Below are 14,153 nucleotides of genomic sequence, written 5' to 3'. Positions count from 1 at the left end.
GGCAGCTGGCCGGCTACCCCTATCCCCAGCAACGGGCAGCGCGCACGCGGACCGCATCCGGCGACGCCGAATTCGGTCGCGAGGTATTTCGTCGGCGCCGCCGTGTTCTGGTCAGCACTCCACAACATTCACCGCGAGCCCGCCCAGCGACGTCTCCTTGTATTTGGACTTCATGTCCTCGCCGGTCTGCAGCATCGTCTTGATGACGGCATCAAGCGAGACATAATGCTTGCCGTCGCCACGCAGCGCCATTCGGGCGGCGTTGATGGCCTTGACGGCTCCCATCGCATTGCGCTCGATGCAAGGGATTTGCACGAGGCCCCCAACCGGATCGCAGGTGAGACCGAGATTGTGCTCCATCCCGATCTCGGCGGCGTTCTCGACCTGGGCCGGCGCACCGCCGAGCACGGCCGTCAGGCCGCCTGCGGCCATCGAGCAGGCGACGCCGACCTCGCCCTGACAGCCGACTTCCGCGCCGGAGATCGAGGCATTCGCCTTGTAGAGCATGCCGATCGCAGCCGCGGTGAGCAGGAAGGTAACGACGCCGTCGTCGGTCGCGCCCGGACAGAACTTGACGTAGTAATGCAGCACCGCCGGGATCACGCCGGCGGCGCCGTTGGTCGGCGCGGTCACGATCCGTCCGCGCGCTGCATTCTCCTCGTTCACCGCCATCGCGAAGGCGTTGACCCAATCCATCGCCGCCAGCGGATCGACGCTCTCGGTGTCGCTGTTGCGGGCCGACAGTTCGCGATAGAGAGCCGGCGCGCGACGGCGAATGTTCAGCGGCCCAGGCAGCGGTTCAGCCGCGCCCGCATTGTCGATCCCGAAGCCGCGGTCGACGCATTGCTTCATCGTCTCCCAGATCTTCAGGAGGCCGGCACGGACGTCAGCGTCGGTGCGATGCACGCACTCATTGGCCAGCACCATGTCGGCGATCGAGCGCCCGCTCGACTGCGCGCGTGCGACCAGCTCGGCGCCGGTGCCGAACGGATACGGCCAAACCGGAAGCTCGCCGCCTGCGCCGCCAGCCACGTCGCCCAAGCCACGTTCGATCACGAACCCGCCGCCGATCGAGAAGTAATAGCGCTCCGCCAGCAGACTGCCGTCGGCCGCGAACGCCACAAGATGAATCCCGTTGGGGTGTTCCGGCAGCGCGCTGTCGGGCAGAAAGATAATATCGCGCCCGCGCCGGAACGGGACCGGGTGAACATTGAGCAGCCGCAACTCGCCGGAGCGCCGGATATCCGCAAGCTGCGGCGCCACCTGGGCCGGATCGACCGTATCGGGCTTTTCGCCGAGCAGGCCGAGGATCACGCCGAGATCGGTCGCATGCCCGCGCCCGGTCGCGCCCAGCGAGCCATAGAGGTCGGCGCGGACCTGCGCCGTGCTCGAAAGCAGGCCATCGCGCTCGAGCGCACGGACGAATTGCCCGGCCGCGCGCATCGGCCCCACCGTATGCGAACTCGAGGGGCCGATACCGATCTTGAATATGTCGAAGACCGAAAGCATCAGGCAGCAGGCAGTTGTTGCTTCACCAGCTCGACCCAATAGGCGGCGCCGAGCGGCAGGATGGCGTCATTGAAATCGTAGTATGGATTGTGCAACGGCGGATCATTGGCGGTCTCGCCCGCACCGATGCAGATGTACGCGCCCGGGCGCTCTTGCAGCATGAAAGCGAAATCCTCCGATCCCATCGCCGGCTTGATGTCGGTTTGCACCTGTTCGACGCCGACGAGGTTTGCGGCTGCCGACGCGGCGGCATCGGTTTCCGCGGGCGTGTTGATCACCCCGGGGTATCCCCGCATGTAGCTCAGATCGATCTTTGCGCCATGGGTTTGCGCTACGCCGGTACAGACCTGCTTCATGGCGGCCTCGACCTGATCCTGTATCTCGGCGTCCAGCGTTCTCACGGTGCCACGTAGTGTAACGGTTTCGGGCACCACGTTCCAGGTGTCGCCGCCATGGATCTGGGTGACGCTCACGACGGCGGCGTCCATTGCGCCGATGCGGCGGCTCACGATGCCTTGTAGAGCGGAGACGAGATCGGCCGATACCAGGATCGGGTCGATGCCCTTCTCCGGCGTCGCGGCATGACAACCGCTCCCGGTCACCACGATCTCGAAGGTATCGAGGAAGGCCGTCGCAATGCCGGTCCGGATCGCGAATTTTCCGCGCGGGATATTCGGGATGTTGTGCATCCCGTAGACCGCGTCGGCCGGAAACATCTTGAACAACCCCTCCTCGACCATCTTCTTGCCGCCGCCTTCATTCTCCTCGGCGGGCTGGAAAACGAAATGGACGGTGCCGCGGAACGGCCGGTGACGGGCGAGCTGCACGGCAGCTCCGAGCAGCATTGTGGTGTGGCCATCATGGCCACAGCCGTGCATCTTGCCGGCGCGTGTTGACTTGTGGACGCGGTCCCCGAGTTCCTGGAGATCAAGCGCGTCCATGTCCGCGCGCAGCGCGATCGTCGGGCCTTCGCCGTTCTTCAGCGTTCCGACCACGCCGGTTCCGCCGAGGCCGCGATGGACCGGGATCTGCATCTCCATCAGCGCATCGGCCACGAGCTGGGCGGTGCGGTGCTCCTGGAACGCGGTTTCCGGGTTGGCATGGATATCATGACGCCAATCCAGCATCCGGGCACAGATATCGTCGGCGATTCCAAACTTCTTTGGCATGCGTTGGTCCACCTGTCGTTGGTTAGCGATGGAAGAATTCGGCGATCAATGTCGCACCAAGGAACGTGCCCGAAGCGGCCGTCAGCGAGACCACCACGATACGCCAGCTCAGCTTCCTGAAGATCGGAAGATCCTTGGCGACCGAGAAGCCGGCGAGCGTCAGCACGGGGGTCGTGAAAGCCAGGAAGTTCAGCTTGTCGACCGAGCCGATCATCGCGTTAGAGAACGGCAGCAGGCCGGGAATACCGAGCACGGTGGTGACCACGACCAGGATGAGGATGTGCGGCACTTTCGACAGCAGACGGGCAAGGACGTCGACCAGCAGCACGACCGCGAGCACGACCAGCAGACCTGCGCCCGATTCCAGCAGCGGAACCTTGTAGGTGAGCGAATTGCCGATCAGGACGCCGCCCGCGACGGTGATCCAGGCGAGCAGCGAGTCGGAGAAGCCGAATGTGCCGTGCTTTGTCTCGCCGGCGCTGGCGATCGAGGGCCCGAGGTTTCCCGACGAGAAGTTCGAGAACCGGCCGAGCACGGGCTCCAGCCTGTCATACAGCCAGGAGCACACCGGCAGCGAGAAGAACAAGGCGAAATAGAAGCCGAGTACGGCGGTCATCAGGTTCGCCGCCGAGGCGATCGCAATCAGCTCCTTCGCCATCTCGGGCGGATTGTGGCCGTTGATGGTGCCGATCGCGGCCGCCATCATGCTGCCCGAGCCGACGCCGGCGCCCATCGCGAGCGACCGCGGATCGAAGATGTGCAGGCTGGCGACAAAGCCGGCCAATAACGCGATGAACAGCGCGCCGAGCACGGTGCCGGTGATGTACTCGGCCAGCACGCCGCGCCCTTCGGCGGAGTTCATGCCGTATTTCTCGCCGATGATCACCATGTTGCCTTCACGGCCGATCGAGAAGGTCGCGCCGACCGCTTCGCGCTTGACCCCGAGCAGGAGCGCAATCGGCAGGCCGAGGACGAGCGTGCCGAAGGTGTGCCCGAGCTCCTGGAAGATCAACGCCCAGCCGGCCTTCTGCACCTCCGGCAGCGCGCCGCCGACCGTGAAAGCCATCTTGATCACGAAGAGCAGCAGGCCTGCGTTGAGCAGTTGTCCTGCATAGGTCTGCAGGCCGGGCCCGATCCGCGCGGCGGCAGGCAGATAACGCGCTGAGAGGCCCCATGCGGCCGCGATCAGCAGCGCCCACACCATCGGTTGAAGCAGCACCTTGCCCGGTCCGATCTGGAACTGGACGATCCCGATCGTCTCGGCGACGGCGACGATGATCAGAACGGCAACGAACAGCGTGAGCTTGCCGCTGCTTGCGGGATTGACCGCCGGGGCGGCCAGGTCTGCGGAAGGCGAAGAGGTCGACGTCATGATGCTGGACACCTCCAGAAAATGATTGCGAGGCAATGCGGTGAACGGTGAACCAACTTGCCCGCGCAGCATCGGGGAGAAAGCATCTTGCATCAATGATCGTACCGTCCCGTCTTTGTTGCATTTTTTGCAACACTGGCGGGACCAAGATCCAGCCCGCGAAAGCCAGCATGACCGCGACCGTTGCCGTCATGGATACGAACGGTGCGAGGACGGCGAAGCCGTTCCTCGGCTAGTCCCCGTGCTAGTCGATCGCTCCGGACGAGCCGCCCGGTTCGAGCTTCTGCACATCCGCCACGTTGACGCCAAGCACGACGATGTCGTGCGTCTTGCCCTGAAGGTCTTTCACCTGGTCGCGCAACAGAGCTTCGGCGCGGAAGCCGAGTGCTTCGAAAATCGCGATCGCGCGGGTCTGGTCGGACGTCATCTGCACGGTCAGGCGTTCCAGACCCATCGACAGCGCGAGGTCGAACGCCTCATTGGAAAGTGCCCGTCCGATGCCGGTGCCGCGCACATCCGAGGCGATCACGGTCCTGATCTCACCGACATGGGCCGACCACGACATGGGGTCCCGTACGATCGTGCCGCACCCCACCACGATGTCGTCCTTGACCACCAGCAGGCTGACGATCGAACCGCGCTCGATCTCCTTGATCCATGCCGAGAGCACTTTCGGCTCGCGGATATTCCGCGGCAGGAACAGCATGTCGTGCACGGCAAGCGCGTTGGCAAATTTCAGGACGGCGGCCTCGTCGGCAGGCCCCATCAACCGAAACTCGACGTCCCCGCTCTCGAAGTTGACGCGACGCGGATAGGATCGCATCTTGGTGTTCCTCATGCAGATCGTTCACTCAATCCGAAATCCAGACTTCGCCACAACCACCTTGCGGGGATCGCAGCGCGTTTCCCGCCTGTCCTGCACGCAGGCGCCAGATCAGGCAAGCCGGGTGTACCAATGTCCTAATATAACTCCTGAAACGGCCCGTTTGCACCCTTCCGTCCCGATATGAGCACATAAGCCTGGCGACAATGACCATGAGCGCTTCCAACGACAACCTCGAACGACCGCTGCACGAAATACTGCGAAGGCATGCCCGTGAGCGGCCGGAGAAACCGGCCTGCATCTGGTATGGCCGCGCCATCACGTTTCTCGAGCTCGACCGCGCGAGTGATGCATTCGCGGCGCGCCTGCAACAGCTCGGTGTCGCCAAGGGCGAGCCGGTCGCGTTGTTCATGAACAACTGCCCGCAATATCTGATGGCGCAATATGGCATCCAGAAGATCGGCGCCATTGCCTCGCCCTGCGGGGCGCTGAACAAGGAGCACGAGCTCGCCTACCAGCTCGACGATCTCGGCGCGCGCGTGATCGTCGCGGCCGAACCACTCTTGCCGATCGTAGCTCAGGTCCGCGACAAGACGAAGCTCGAGCATGTCTTCGTGGTCCGCTACCCGGACCTGCTGCCCGAGCGGCCACCGATCGGCGTTCCGGATGAGCTGCTCGCATCAGGCTCCGAGCCGGCCGGTACGGCCGGCGAAACTGAGGACTTCCTCTCCGTCGCTGCAAGCGGCGCGTCGCCCCGCGATGTCGCCATCGACATGAACGATACAGCGCTGATGATCTACACGTCGGGCAGCACGGGCCGGCCCAAGGGCGCGATGCTGTCCTATCGCAACGTCATCTTCAAGACGGCCGCGACCGTGAACTGCAACGGGATCGGCACCGATGACGTCCTGCTCTCGATCGCGCCGCTGTATCACATCGCCGGCATGGTGATGGGCGTGAATGCACCGGTCTATGCCGGCGCGACGTCCGTGCTGCTGTACCGGTTCGATCCGCGCGTGACGGCACAGGCGATCGACCGCTATCAGGTGAGCTGGTGGTACAGCGTGGCGCCGATGAACGTCGCGATCACGCAGCTCCCGAACATTTCCGACTTCGCTCTGAGGAGCCTCCGCGTCAATCCCGTGACCAGTTTCGGTATCGACTGGACCGAAGCGCTTGCCAGGCAATGGCAGGCCGTCGCGCCGAACTGCGAGAGCTTCGAGGCGGCGTACGGGCTGACCGAGACCCACACGGTCGACACCTTCATGCCGCGCAACGCAATACGCTGGGGTACCCATGGCAGGCCGGTCCCCGGCAACGAGATCCGGATCGTCGATCCCGACTCCGGCGCAGACCAGCCAGCCGGCGTCCCGGGCGAAATCGTGATCCGCGGCCCGGGCGTATTCAAGGGCTACCGCAATCGTCCCGATGCGACCGCGGAGGCGCTGCGCAATGGCTGGCTGCACACCGGCGACATGGGCCGCCTCGATGCCGAGGGCTATCTGACCTTCATGGGGCGCTTCAAGGAGATGATCAAGGTCTCCGGCTACAGCGTCTTCCCGGAAGAGGTCGAATCGATTCTGAACAAGCACCCCGACGTGGCGGCGTCAGCCGTGATCGGCGCGCCCGACGCAACCAAGGGCGAGGTGGTCAAGGCCTTCATCGTCCTGGTCCCGCGTGCCGAACTGGACACCGCTCAGCTCGTGGCATGGGCGCGCCAGAACATGGCGCCCTACAAGGTACCGCGCGATGTCAGCTTCGTTACCGAGTTGCCGCGCTCACCGGCCGGCAAGCTGTTGCGGCGGTTGCTCAAGGACTGACGCTGCAGCGAACTTGCCCCGACCGACCGACGGCGCCAGCCGGAAATCCCGATCGGCCATGTCCCAAAATCACTCCCAATTTGGTCTGACAGCACCTTTTCGGGAATCGATGTTCATTGGACATGTCAATTTTTGGATCCCCGGCGATTCATCGATCAAGAGCAAATTGCAGCCTGCGACATGTTCAGTCACGACAACGAATGCTCGAGCATCAAGTACCAGCGACGCATGAAGCGGATGATCGAAGCGCTCACAGGAGAACTGACGCTACAAGGCATTATCGGTCAGGGGACCACCACGGATCTGCGGGTGGACATCGTCAGCCTGGCCGAAACCGCACTCATGGCGTGCGACTTCGATAAGGTCGCAGACTGATGTGGCCATCTGAGCAGAATCAAGACCTTCGTTCGCGAATGAACTAGCTGGCCGCCAACAAACCGACACTCAGACCAAGCTCTGGCGTGGGGTGGCGGAGAGAGTGTCAGTCAATCCCCGTTGAAAGATAGGGCATATTCGAGCGTCCTGGGCCAAAACCTACCAATTGAGCTACTACCGAAGTCTGGCGTTTCGCCTCCAGCACGCCGTAGTGATACACAAGCGGTTGTGGGTGCAAGGTCGCGTGTCACTCCGGCCGGCCGCCACCCAACAGCCCGGAATCCCACTCTGCAGCGGTTGCGCCAGCGTGATAGGTGGATTCGAGGAAGTTCAGCAGGTCTCGTTCCGGATCACCGGACTGGCGAAGGTCATCGTAGTCGAGAAGGAACTCGCCCATGCCGGCGTCCCAGCGGGCGGCGGCCGGAGCGACCTTGGCGTTCTCGATGCTTTTCGGCTGCGGGTACGTGAACGAGTAGAACGCGGGCCTTGGATAGGAGGCATCGCCCGACCACCACCCCATCTCGATCAACTCCGCATTCATCGCATTGCGCCTGATGAAGCCGATATCTTGCGCGGGTCTGACGGGCTTGCCGTTGTAGAACACCACGCGAATGTCCAGCGTCCCCCACATCAGGCCGATGGGTTGCGTCTTGCCCGTGAACCGGCCCTGAAAGATCTGGAGAACGCGTTGCGTGCTGAGGAGGATACGCCACCACGCGTTGACCAGGTCGCGATCGTACGGGCGCGGTTCCTTGTCCTCATTGAAGGGGATCGGACGGGGTAGCTCCTGCGGCAGGAGGGTGATTGAAGCGTCAATGCCGCCGCCACGAAGCTGACCGAGCAGAGCCTCGACGAGCGCGGCAATGGACGTTGGCCGCAGCGGCAATTGTCCCGATGCGCCCGAACTCGTGAGCCACTGCAGCTCGTGCGAGATGAAGTCCGCGCGGACCTCGTAAGCGCCACCGGCATAACGGATCGGGCCAGTGGTCAGCCCTCTCGCGCTGAGCCACAACGGCACCTCGGCCCACTGCGCTTGAAACGGTTCGGCCAGCTTGAGCTTGCCGACGGCCTGCAACGCCATGTGCAGAAGATTTCGCGTCGGCTCGAAGGCTGAGCAGGAAAGGGCCGGCCAGAAATCGGAAGTGCTCTCGTCAGCAGTCATGGCGTGTCCTCACACAAGGCACTTGGACGGCCTGGCGGCAGGATCGATTCAGCGAACATTCGTCGACATGTAGCCTCTTCCAACGTGCCGCTTCCGGTTAGCGGTTCGCGTCAAGGTTATCGGCAATGACCTTGTCGATGACACCCTCATTATGCTGGATGAACTCGTCTCGCGACATCCCGGAGGCCTGCCACAAGGCTTGTAGGCCAGCGTCCCTGTGAAGCCATTCGTTTCGGGTTTGATGGTCTATCTTGTGCCGCCGTGCGTCCTGTGATCCGTGGGAGGCCTTGTCATGATCCTTGGACATTGAGGTTCCTCCTTGTCGCTATCAATGACGATCAACGTTGCGCTCAACCGGATTGCTCGAACCAACAGGAATTCCGATCCGCCGGAGCATCGAAAGTCCTGATGGCAAAGAATGCGCCAACTTGGGCACAGAAACAATGTCAATGGCTTGGAAGCGAGACGCCTGGCGACGACGGACATTTTGTCCGTCCCGTCGAGGACAGGCTGTCCATCGGCGATGCCTCACCTGCCCTGCGCACGCTTTTGTGAGGCGGAGGCATGCACGCGTTCGGCATCTTCGTGGCGGATAGACTTTTCCTCGAGCCTAGTCGGCCTCGTCGAGCGGCGGTCGGCTCGCATGAAAGCCGTGCGCGTCCGCGAACCGAAGCGCCTCGACGATCATCGTCTTCATTGCCTCTAGTCCGTCATCGTGTGTGATCTCATACTCCAGAAGGAACGAGGCAAACGCATCCTCGTCGATCTTTTCGAGCGCGTCAGCGAGTTCATTCATCGTCATATGGCACCTCCTGGACCTCGATCCCACTCGGATACGCTTATTCAGTATATGCTGATGGCAACCTTCATATGAAGGTCGAGGCGTTGCACGATCGAAGGGAATCTCGCGCCAACTTGCTTGGATCAGACGTTCCGCCTACTTGAGCACATTGTCACGCGCCTCGATCGGTGCGGGAAGATCCCGCTCTCCGAGCAGGAACAGCATCTCGCGCTCGATCATGCGCCGCATTGCATCCAGCGGGAGAGCATTAGGCTCCAGCCCAAACGGATCCTCGAGTTGATGGCCGAGCGCGTCGAGGCCGAAGAAGGTGTAAGCGACCAGCAAGACCGGCAGCAGCGTCCACCAGTCCAGCGATCCGGCAAGCGCGAACGGCAGCGTCACGCAGAAGATCAGAGCGGTTCGGTGCAGCAGCAGGGAATAGGCGAACGGCACGGGCGTGGACGCGATGCGTTCGCATCCGCCTTGCACGTCGGAGAGCGCGCTCAGCTGCCCCTCGAGAACGGAATAGTGGATCGGCTCAATCCGGTCTCGCTTCATCAATGTCAGGCACTGTGTTCCGATCTGGTTGAGCACGGTATTGGTCGGGTTGGGCCCGCCTGACGCGGCATCGATATCGCGCCAGTGCCTGATCGCCGCCAGTTCGTCCTCACCGCGCAAGCGGGCTGCCAGTCCGGCGCAGAAGCCGCACAGGCCGCGAAGCAGCACGCGCCGCTCGTCATCATCGAGGGTGGAGGTCTGACGCGCGAACGAGCGACAGGCGATGATCAGCTTGCCCCAAAGCTCCCGGCCTTCCCACCAGCGTTCATAACAGGCGCTGTTCCGGAAGCTCATGAAGACCGATAGCGCGATGCCGATCAGCGTAAAGGGAACGGCGCTGATCCGCGCAAAGATGCCCGGATGCTCCATTGCGGCGAGCACTGCCAGAACGCTGATCAAGGCAATCGCGACCAGATGCGGCGCGATCCGCGGCAGGATCGAACCGTTGACCGCAAACACGATGTCCCTGAAGCCGGGCTTGGAGCGCACAATCATGTCGACCTCCGCGGCACGCAGGAGCCCTCCTCGAGATTGCAGCTCGAGCCCGACGCCGCGCGCGCATCGTCACCGGCGATGCCGAGCACATCGGTCGCCACGATCAAGTTTGGACATCGTCGGAAGCGACCTTCCGACATGGACGATTGGTGGTTCACGCAGTCTCCCCGATTCAACGGGGCGTACTGAAGCAACCTCCGCGCCAATTCCGGAATGAAGTCTGGTCAGTCACTTAGCACGCGATAGGCTTTCGATGCCGGACATTTTGTCCGCGCAAAAGGACAAATTGTCCATAGAAATCAATATGATAGCATGATCTACTTCCGGCATCGCGGATGACTGGGGAGTGCTTGCAATGACCGACCACAAGCCTCGTTACAAGGCCTATCATCATCCTGCGGGCGGCTGGGGCGCAGCCGGCGCAACCGCCAAGGTGCTGCTCGAGCAGAGCGTCGTCACCAAAGGATCGCGCGCATTGCTGGCGATGAACCAGCCCGGCGGCTTCAAATGTCCGAGTTGCGCTTTCCCCGACCCTGACTGCAAGAAGACGCTGGAGTTCTGCGAGAACGGCGCCAAGGCGCTGGCGTTCGAAGCAACCAAACGCAGGGTCACGCGGGAGTTCTTTGCAAGCCACGCGGTGTCCGAACTGATGGAGAAGTCGGACTACTGGCTTGAGATGCAAGGCCGCCTGACCGAGCCGATGCGCTACGACGCGGCTTCCGATCGCTATGTGCCATGCGCGTGGGACGAGGCCTTCACGATGATCGGAAATCATTTGCGTGCGCTGGAGAGCCCGCACCACGCGGAATTCTACACCTCGGGACGCACGCCCAACGAGGCGGCGTTCCTCTACTCGATCTTCGTCCGCGCATTCGGCACCAACAATTTTCCCGACTGCTCGAACATGTGCCACGAGCCGACCAGCCGCGGTTTGCCTCCCGCGATCGGCGTCGGCAAGGGCACCGTGGTGATGGAGGACTTCGAGCACGCCGAAGCCATCTTCGTGATCGGGCAGAACACCGGCACCAACTCGCCGCGCATGATGACCAATCTGGTCGAGGCGCGAAAGCGCGGCGTGCCGATCGTGGCTGTCAATCCGATGCCGGAGCGCGCACTGATCCGCTTCACCGAGCCGCAGGATGTCGTTCAGATGGCGACCTTCGGATCGACCCCGATCGCCAGCGAGTTCGTTCACATCAGGATCGGCGGCGATCTTGCCCTTTTCAAGGGCATGATGAAGGTGATGTTCGAGCGCGAAGCGCAGGGCGAGACGGTCCTCGATCACGATTTCATCCGCGAGCACACTGTCGGATTCGATCTGATCCGGGGGGATGTTCTGGCCCAGTCGTGGCGCGACATTGTCGAGATTTCTGGCATCGAGGAGGCACAGATCCGCCGTTGCGCCGAGATCTACATGCGCTCCCGGGCGACAATGATCTGCTACGGGATGGGACTGACCCAGCACCAGGAAGGATCGCGGCTGCTTCAGCAAGTCGTGAATCTGCTGCTGATCAAGGGCAATTTCGGCAAGCCCGGCGCCGGCATCGCGCCGATCCGCGGCCATTCGAACGTCCAGGGCGACCGCACCGTCGGCATCGACGAGAAGCCGGCCGACGACTATCTCGACCGCGTGCGCGACGTCTTTGGCTTCGAACCGCCGCGCGGACACGGCCATCACACCGTCGAGACCGTCGAGGCGATGCAGAACGGCACAGCCAAGGTCTTCATCGGCATGGGCGGCAATTTCGTCCGTGCGGTCCCCGACACCGAGAGATCGTACGCGGCGATGAGAAAGCTTGCCCTGACGGTTGGCATCAACACCAAGCTCAATCGCGGACATCTCGTCCACGGGCGTGATGCGCTGATCCTGCCGGTGGTTGCGCGGTCCGAGGCCATCTACACCTTGGCCGGCGAGCAGTTCGTGACGATCGAGGACTCGATGTCCACGGTCACCGCATCGCGCGGGGTGCTGGCGCCGGCAAGCTCCGATCTGCTCCCCGAGGTCGAGATCGTCTGCCGGATGGCACGCGCCACGCTTCCCGACAGCGAGATTCCGTGGGAGAGCTATATCGAGGACTACAGTCTGATCCGCGACAAGATCGCGGAGGTCTATCCCGAGATCTACAGCGACTTTTCGGAGAGAATCAAGCGCCCGCAGGGCTTCCATCTCGACGTGCCGCCGCGCCGGCTGGTCTGGCCGACCCCCAACGGCAAGGCCAATTTCCTGCTGATGCCCGGCCTTGAGGTCAACGCTCCGGTTTCCGATCCGGCGATGTTGCGATTGGCGACAGTCCGATCGCACGACCAGTTCAACACCACGATCTACAGCTATAACGACCGCTATCGCGGCGTCTACAACGACCGCATGGTGCTGTTCATGAACGCCGATGACCGGGCCGCGAGAGGGCTCGCTTCGGGCGCGCGCATCGCGCTCGAGACGATCAGCGATGACGGCGTGCGGCGCCGTGTCGATGGTCTCACCGTGCTGGACTATCCGATGCCGCGCGGCGCGGTCGCGGGATACTATCCCGAGCTGAACCCGCTGCTGCCGCTCGAATATTACGACAAGATCAGCGGCACGCCGGCCGCCAAGTCCATTCCAGTTCGTGTCGTCGCCTAGCGGGCGGCGACTCCACGGATTGCGGAGAACTTCGGTTTCATAGGGAGGCAACATTGCTTGGGCAGCTCGACCCGGTAATCCTGGCGCGTGCGCAGTTCGCGTTCACCGTCTCCTTCCATTTCATCTTCCCGGCCTTCTCGATCGGGCTCGCAAGCTACCTGATGGTGCTGGAGGCGCTCTGGCTGAAGACGGGGGAAGGCGTCTACGCCAATCTCTACCGCTACTGGCTCAAGATCTTCGCGGTCACATTCGGCATGGGCGTGGTGTCGGGCGTCGTCATGTCCTACCAGTTCGGCACCAACTGGTCGGTGTTCTCCACCAAGGCAGGACCGATCATCGGTCCTCTCATGGCCTATGAGGTGCTGACGGCGTTCTTCCTCGAAGCCGGCTTCCTCGGCGTCATGCTCTTCGGCATCAGCAAGGTCGGCAAGGGCCTGCATTTCTTCGCGACCTGCATGGTGGCGCTCGGCACGCTGATCTCGGCGACCTGGATCATCGCGGTGAACAGCTGGATGCAGACGCCCGCGGGCTTTGCGATCAACGCCAAGGGGCAGTTCGTGCCCGCCGACTCCTGGCTGCCGATCATCTTTACCGCGAGCTTTCCGTTTCGCCTCGTCCATACCGTGATCGCGGCCTATCTCACCACCGCCTTCGTCGTCGGCGCCGTCGGCGCCTGGCATCTGCTCAGGGACCACGGCAATCCGGGCGCGCGCAAGATGTTCTCGATGGCGATGTGGATGGCCGCGATCGTCGCGCCGATCCAGATCCTGGCCGGTGACGCCCATGGGCTCAACACGCTGGAGCACCAGCCGGCCAAGGTGCTGGCGATGGAGGGCGACTACCAGCCGAGCCCCAATGGTGCCCCGCTGATCCTGTTCGGCTTCCCGAGCAATGAGGAGGCGCGCGTCCGTTACGCGGTCTCGATACCGCACATCGGATCGCTGATCCTGAAGCATGATCCATATGCGCCGCTTCAGGGCCTCACCGACTTCCCGCGCGAGGACTGGCCGCCTGCGCATGTCGTGTTCTGGTCGTTCCGGATCATGGTGGCGCTGGGATTTGCGATGCTCGGCGTTGGCCTCTGGAGCCTCTTCGCCCGGGTGCGCGGCAAGCTCTACGACTGGCGCTGGCTGCATCGCGTCGCGGTTGCGATGGGACCGGCCGGCTTCATCGCCGTGATCGCCGGATGGGTCACGACCGAAGTCGGCCGTCAGCCCTTCACAGTGTACGGCCTGCTGCGCACCGCGGAATCGCATTCGCCGCTCGCGGCACCCGCGGTTGCCGCCTCGCTCGTCGCCTTCGTGCTGGTCTATTTCAGCGCCTTCGGGGCCGGCACCTATTATCTGCTGCGGCTGATGGCCAAGCCGCCGGAGCGGAAGGAGCCGGAGTTGCCGAACCTGCCGCAGCGCGCGGCTGGCATCACGCCGGCGGCGGGTGTCGGGGCGCCGCTGACGGCCGGGGAGTAAACG

The 14,153-nt window shown here is 63.1% G+C and carries 12 protein-coding genes; 4 read left to right on the top strand and 8 right to left on the bottom strand.

Translation table 11 applies throughout. The features are described 5' to 3' along the window. Positions 1-111: 111 nt before the first annotated feature. The 4 genes from AAFG07_RS02065 to AAFG07_RS02050 all read right to left on the bottom strand — a co-directional run bounded on the left by AAFG07_RS02065 (position 112) and on the right by AAFG07_RS02050 (position 4,873). On the bottom strand, positions 112-1,512 hold the full coding sequence (locus AAFG07_RS02065) for an L-serine ammonia-lyase (protein WP_342729429.1): 1,401 nt from the start codon (positions 1,510-1,512) through the stop codon (positions 112-114). Beyond that, positions 1,509-2,678, bottom strand: a complete 1,170-nt coding sequence (locus AAFG07_RS02060) for a M20 aminoacylase family protein (RefSeq protein ID WP_342725789.1) — start codon at positions 2,676-2,678, stop codon at positions 1,509-1,511. Before AAFG07_RS02060 ends, AAFG07_RS02065 begins: the two co-directional genes overlap by 4 nt. A 22-nt stretch (positions 2,679-2,700) precedes the next feature. Beyond that, positions 2,701-4,050 (bottom strand): DUF3100 domain-containing protein, encoded by a 1,350-nt coding sequence (locus AAFG07_RS02055; protein WP_342725788.1) that lies wholly within the window; start codon positions 4,048-4,050, stop codon positions 2,701-2,703. Positions 4,051-4,294: 244 nt separating this feature from the next. After that, positions 4,295-4,873: a GNAT family N-acetyltransferase gene (locus tag AAFG07_RS02050; protein WP_342725787.1), complete on the bottom strand. Its 579-nt coding sequence runs from the start codon at positions 4,871-4,873 to the stop codon at positions 4,295-4,297. A gap of 212 nt (positions 4,874-5,085) precedes the next feature. Here AAFG07_RS02050 and AAFG07_RS02045 point away from each other — a divergent pair, with 212 nt between their 5' ends. Then, on the top strand, positions 5,086-6,693 hold the full coding sequence (locus AAFG07_RS02045) for an AMP-binding protein (RefSeq protein WP_342725786.1): 1,608 nt from the start codon (positions 5,086-5,088) through the stop codon (positions 6,691-6,693). A gap of 180 nt (positions 6,694-6,873) precedes the next feature. After that, positions 6,874-7,068, top strand: a complete 195-nt coding sequence (locus AAFG07_RS02040) for a hypothetical protein (RefSeq protein WP_342725785.1) — start codon at positions 6,874-6,876, stop codon at positions 7,066-7,068. 247 nt (positions 7,069-7,315) lie between these two features. Here the strand turns inward: AAFG07_RS02040 and AAFG07_RS02035 are convergent, their stop codons facing one another. The 4 genes from AAFG07_RS02035 to AAFG07_RS02020 form a co-directional block, all read right to left on the bottom strand. Further along, positions 7,316-8,230: a DUF5996 family protein gene (locus tag AAFG07_RS02035; protein ID WP_342725784.1), complete on the bottom strand. Its 915-nt coding sequence runs from the start codon at positions 8,228-8,230 to the stop codon at positions 7,316-7,318. 97 nt (positions 8,231-8,327) lie between these two features. Next, positions 8,328-8,537, bottom strand: coding sequence for a hypothetical protein (locus AAFG07_RS02030; protein WP_092122139.1), 210 nt, complete (start codon positions 8,535-8,537; stop codon positions 8,328-8,330). A 303-nt stretch (positions 8,538-8,840) separates the two neighbouring features. Then, the gene (locus AAFG07_RS02025; RefSeq protein ID WP_342725783.1) at positions 8,841-9,032 is read right to left on the bottom strand and encodes a hypothetical protein; all 192 of its coding nucleotides are present in this window, start codon (positions 9,030-9,032) and stop codon (positions 8,841-8,843) included. A 135-nt stretch (positions 9,033-9,167) separates the two neighbouring features. After that, positions 9,168-10,064 (bottom strand): bestrophin family protein, encoded by an 897-nt coding sequence (locus AAFG07_RS02020; protein ID WP_342725782.1) that lies wholly within the window; start codon positions 10,062-10,064, stop codon positions 9,168-9,170. 355 nt (positions 10,065-10,419) lie between these two features. Here AAFG07_RS02020 and AAFG07_RS02015 point away from each other — a divergent pair, with 355 nt between their 5' ends. Together AAFG07_RS02015 and AAFG07_RS02010 are read left to right on the top strand one after the other, a co-directional pair. Then, positions 10,420-12,684, top strand: a complete 2,265-nt coding sequence (locus AAFG07_RS02015) for an FdhF/YdeP family oxidoreductase (protein WP_342725781.1) — start codon at positions 10,420-10,422, stop codon at positions 12,682-12,684. 53 nt (positions 12,685-12,737) lie between these two features. Then, positions 12,738-14,150, top strand: a complete 1,413-nt coding sequence (locus AAFG07_RS02010) for a cytochrome ubiquinol oxidase subunit I (RefSeq protein WP_342725780.1) — start codon at positions 12,738-12,740, stop codon at positions 14,148-14,150. The last annotated feature ends 3 nt before the right edge of the window (positions 14,151-14,153 follow it).

This window comes from Bradyrhizobium sp. B097, from assembly GCF_038957035.1.
Taxonomy (GTDB): domain Bacteria; phylum Pseudomonadota; class Alphaproteobacteria; order Rhizobiales; family Xanthobacteraceae; genus Bradyrhizobium.
The sequence above is the reverse complement of the archived record's forward strand: the minus strand, read 5'-3'. Positions and strand labels throughout refer to the sequence as shown.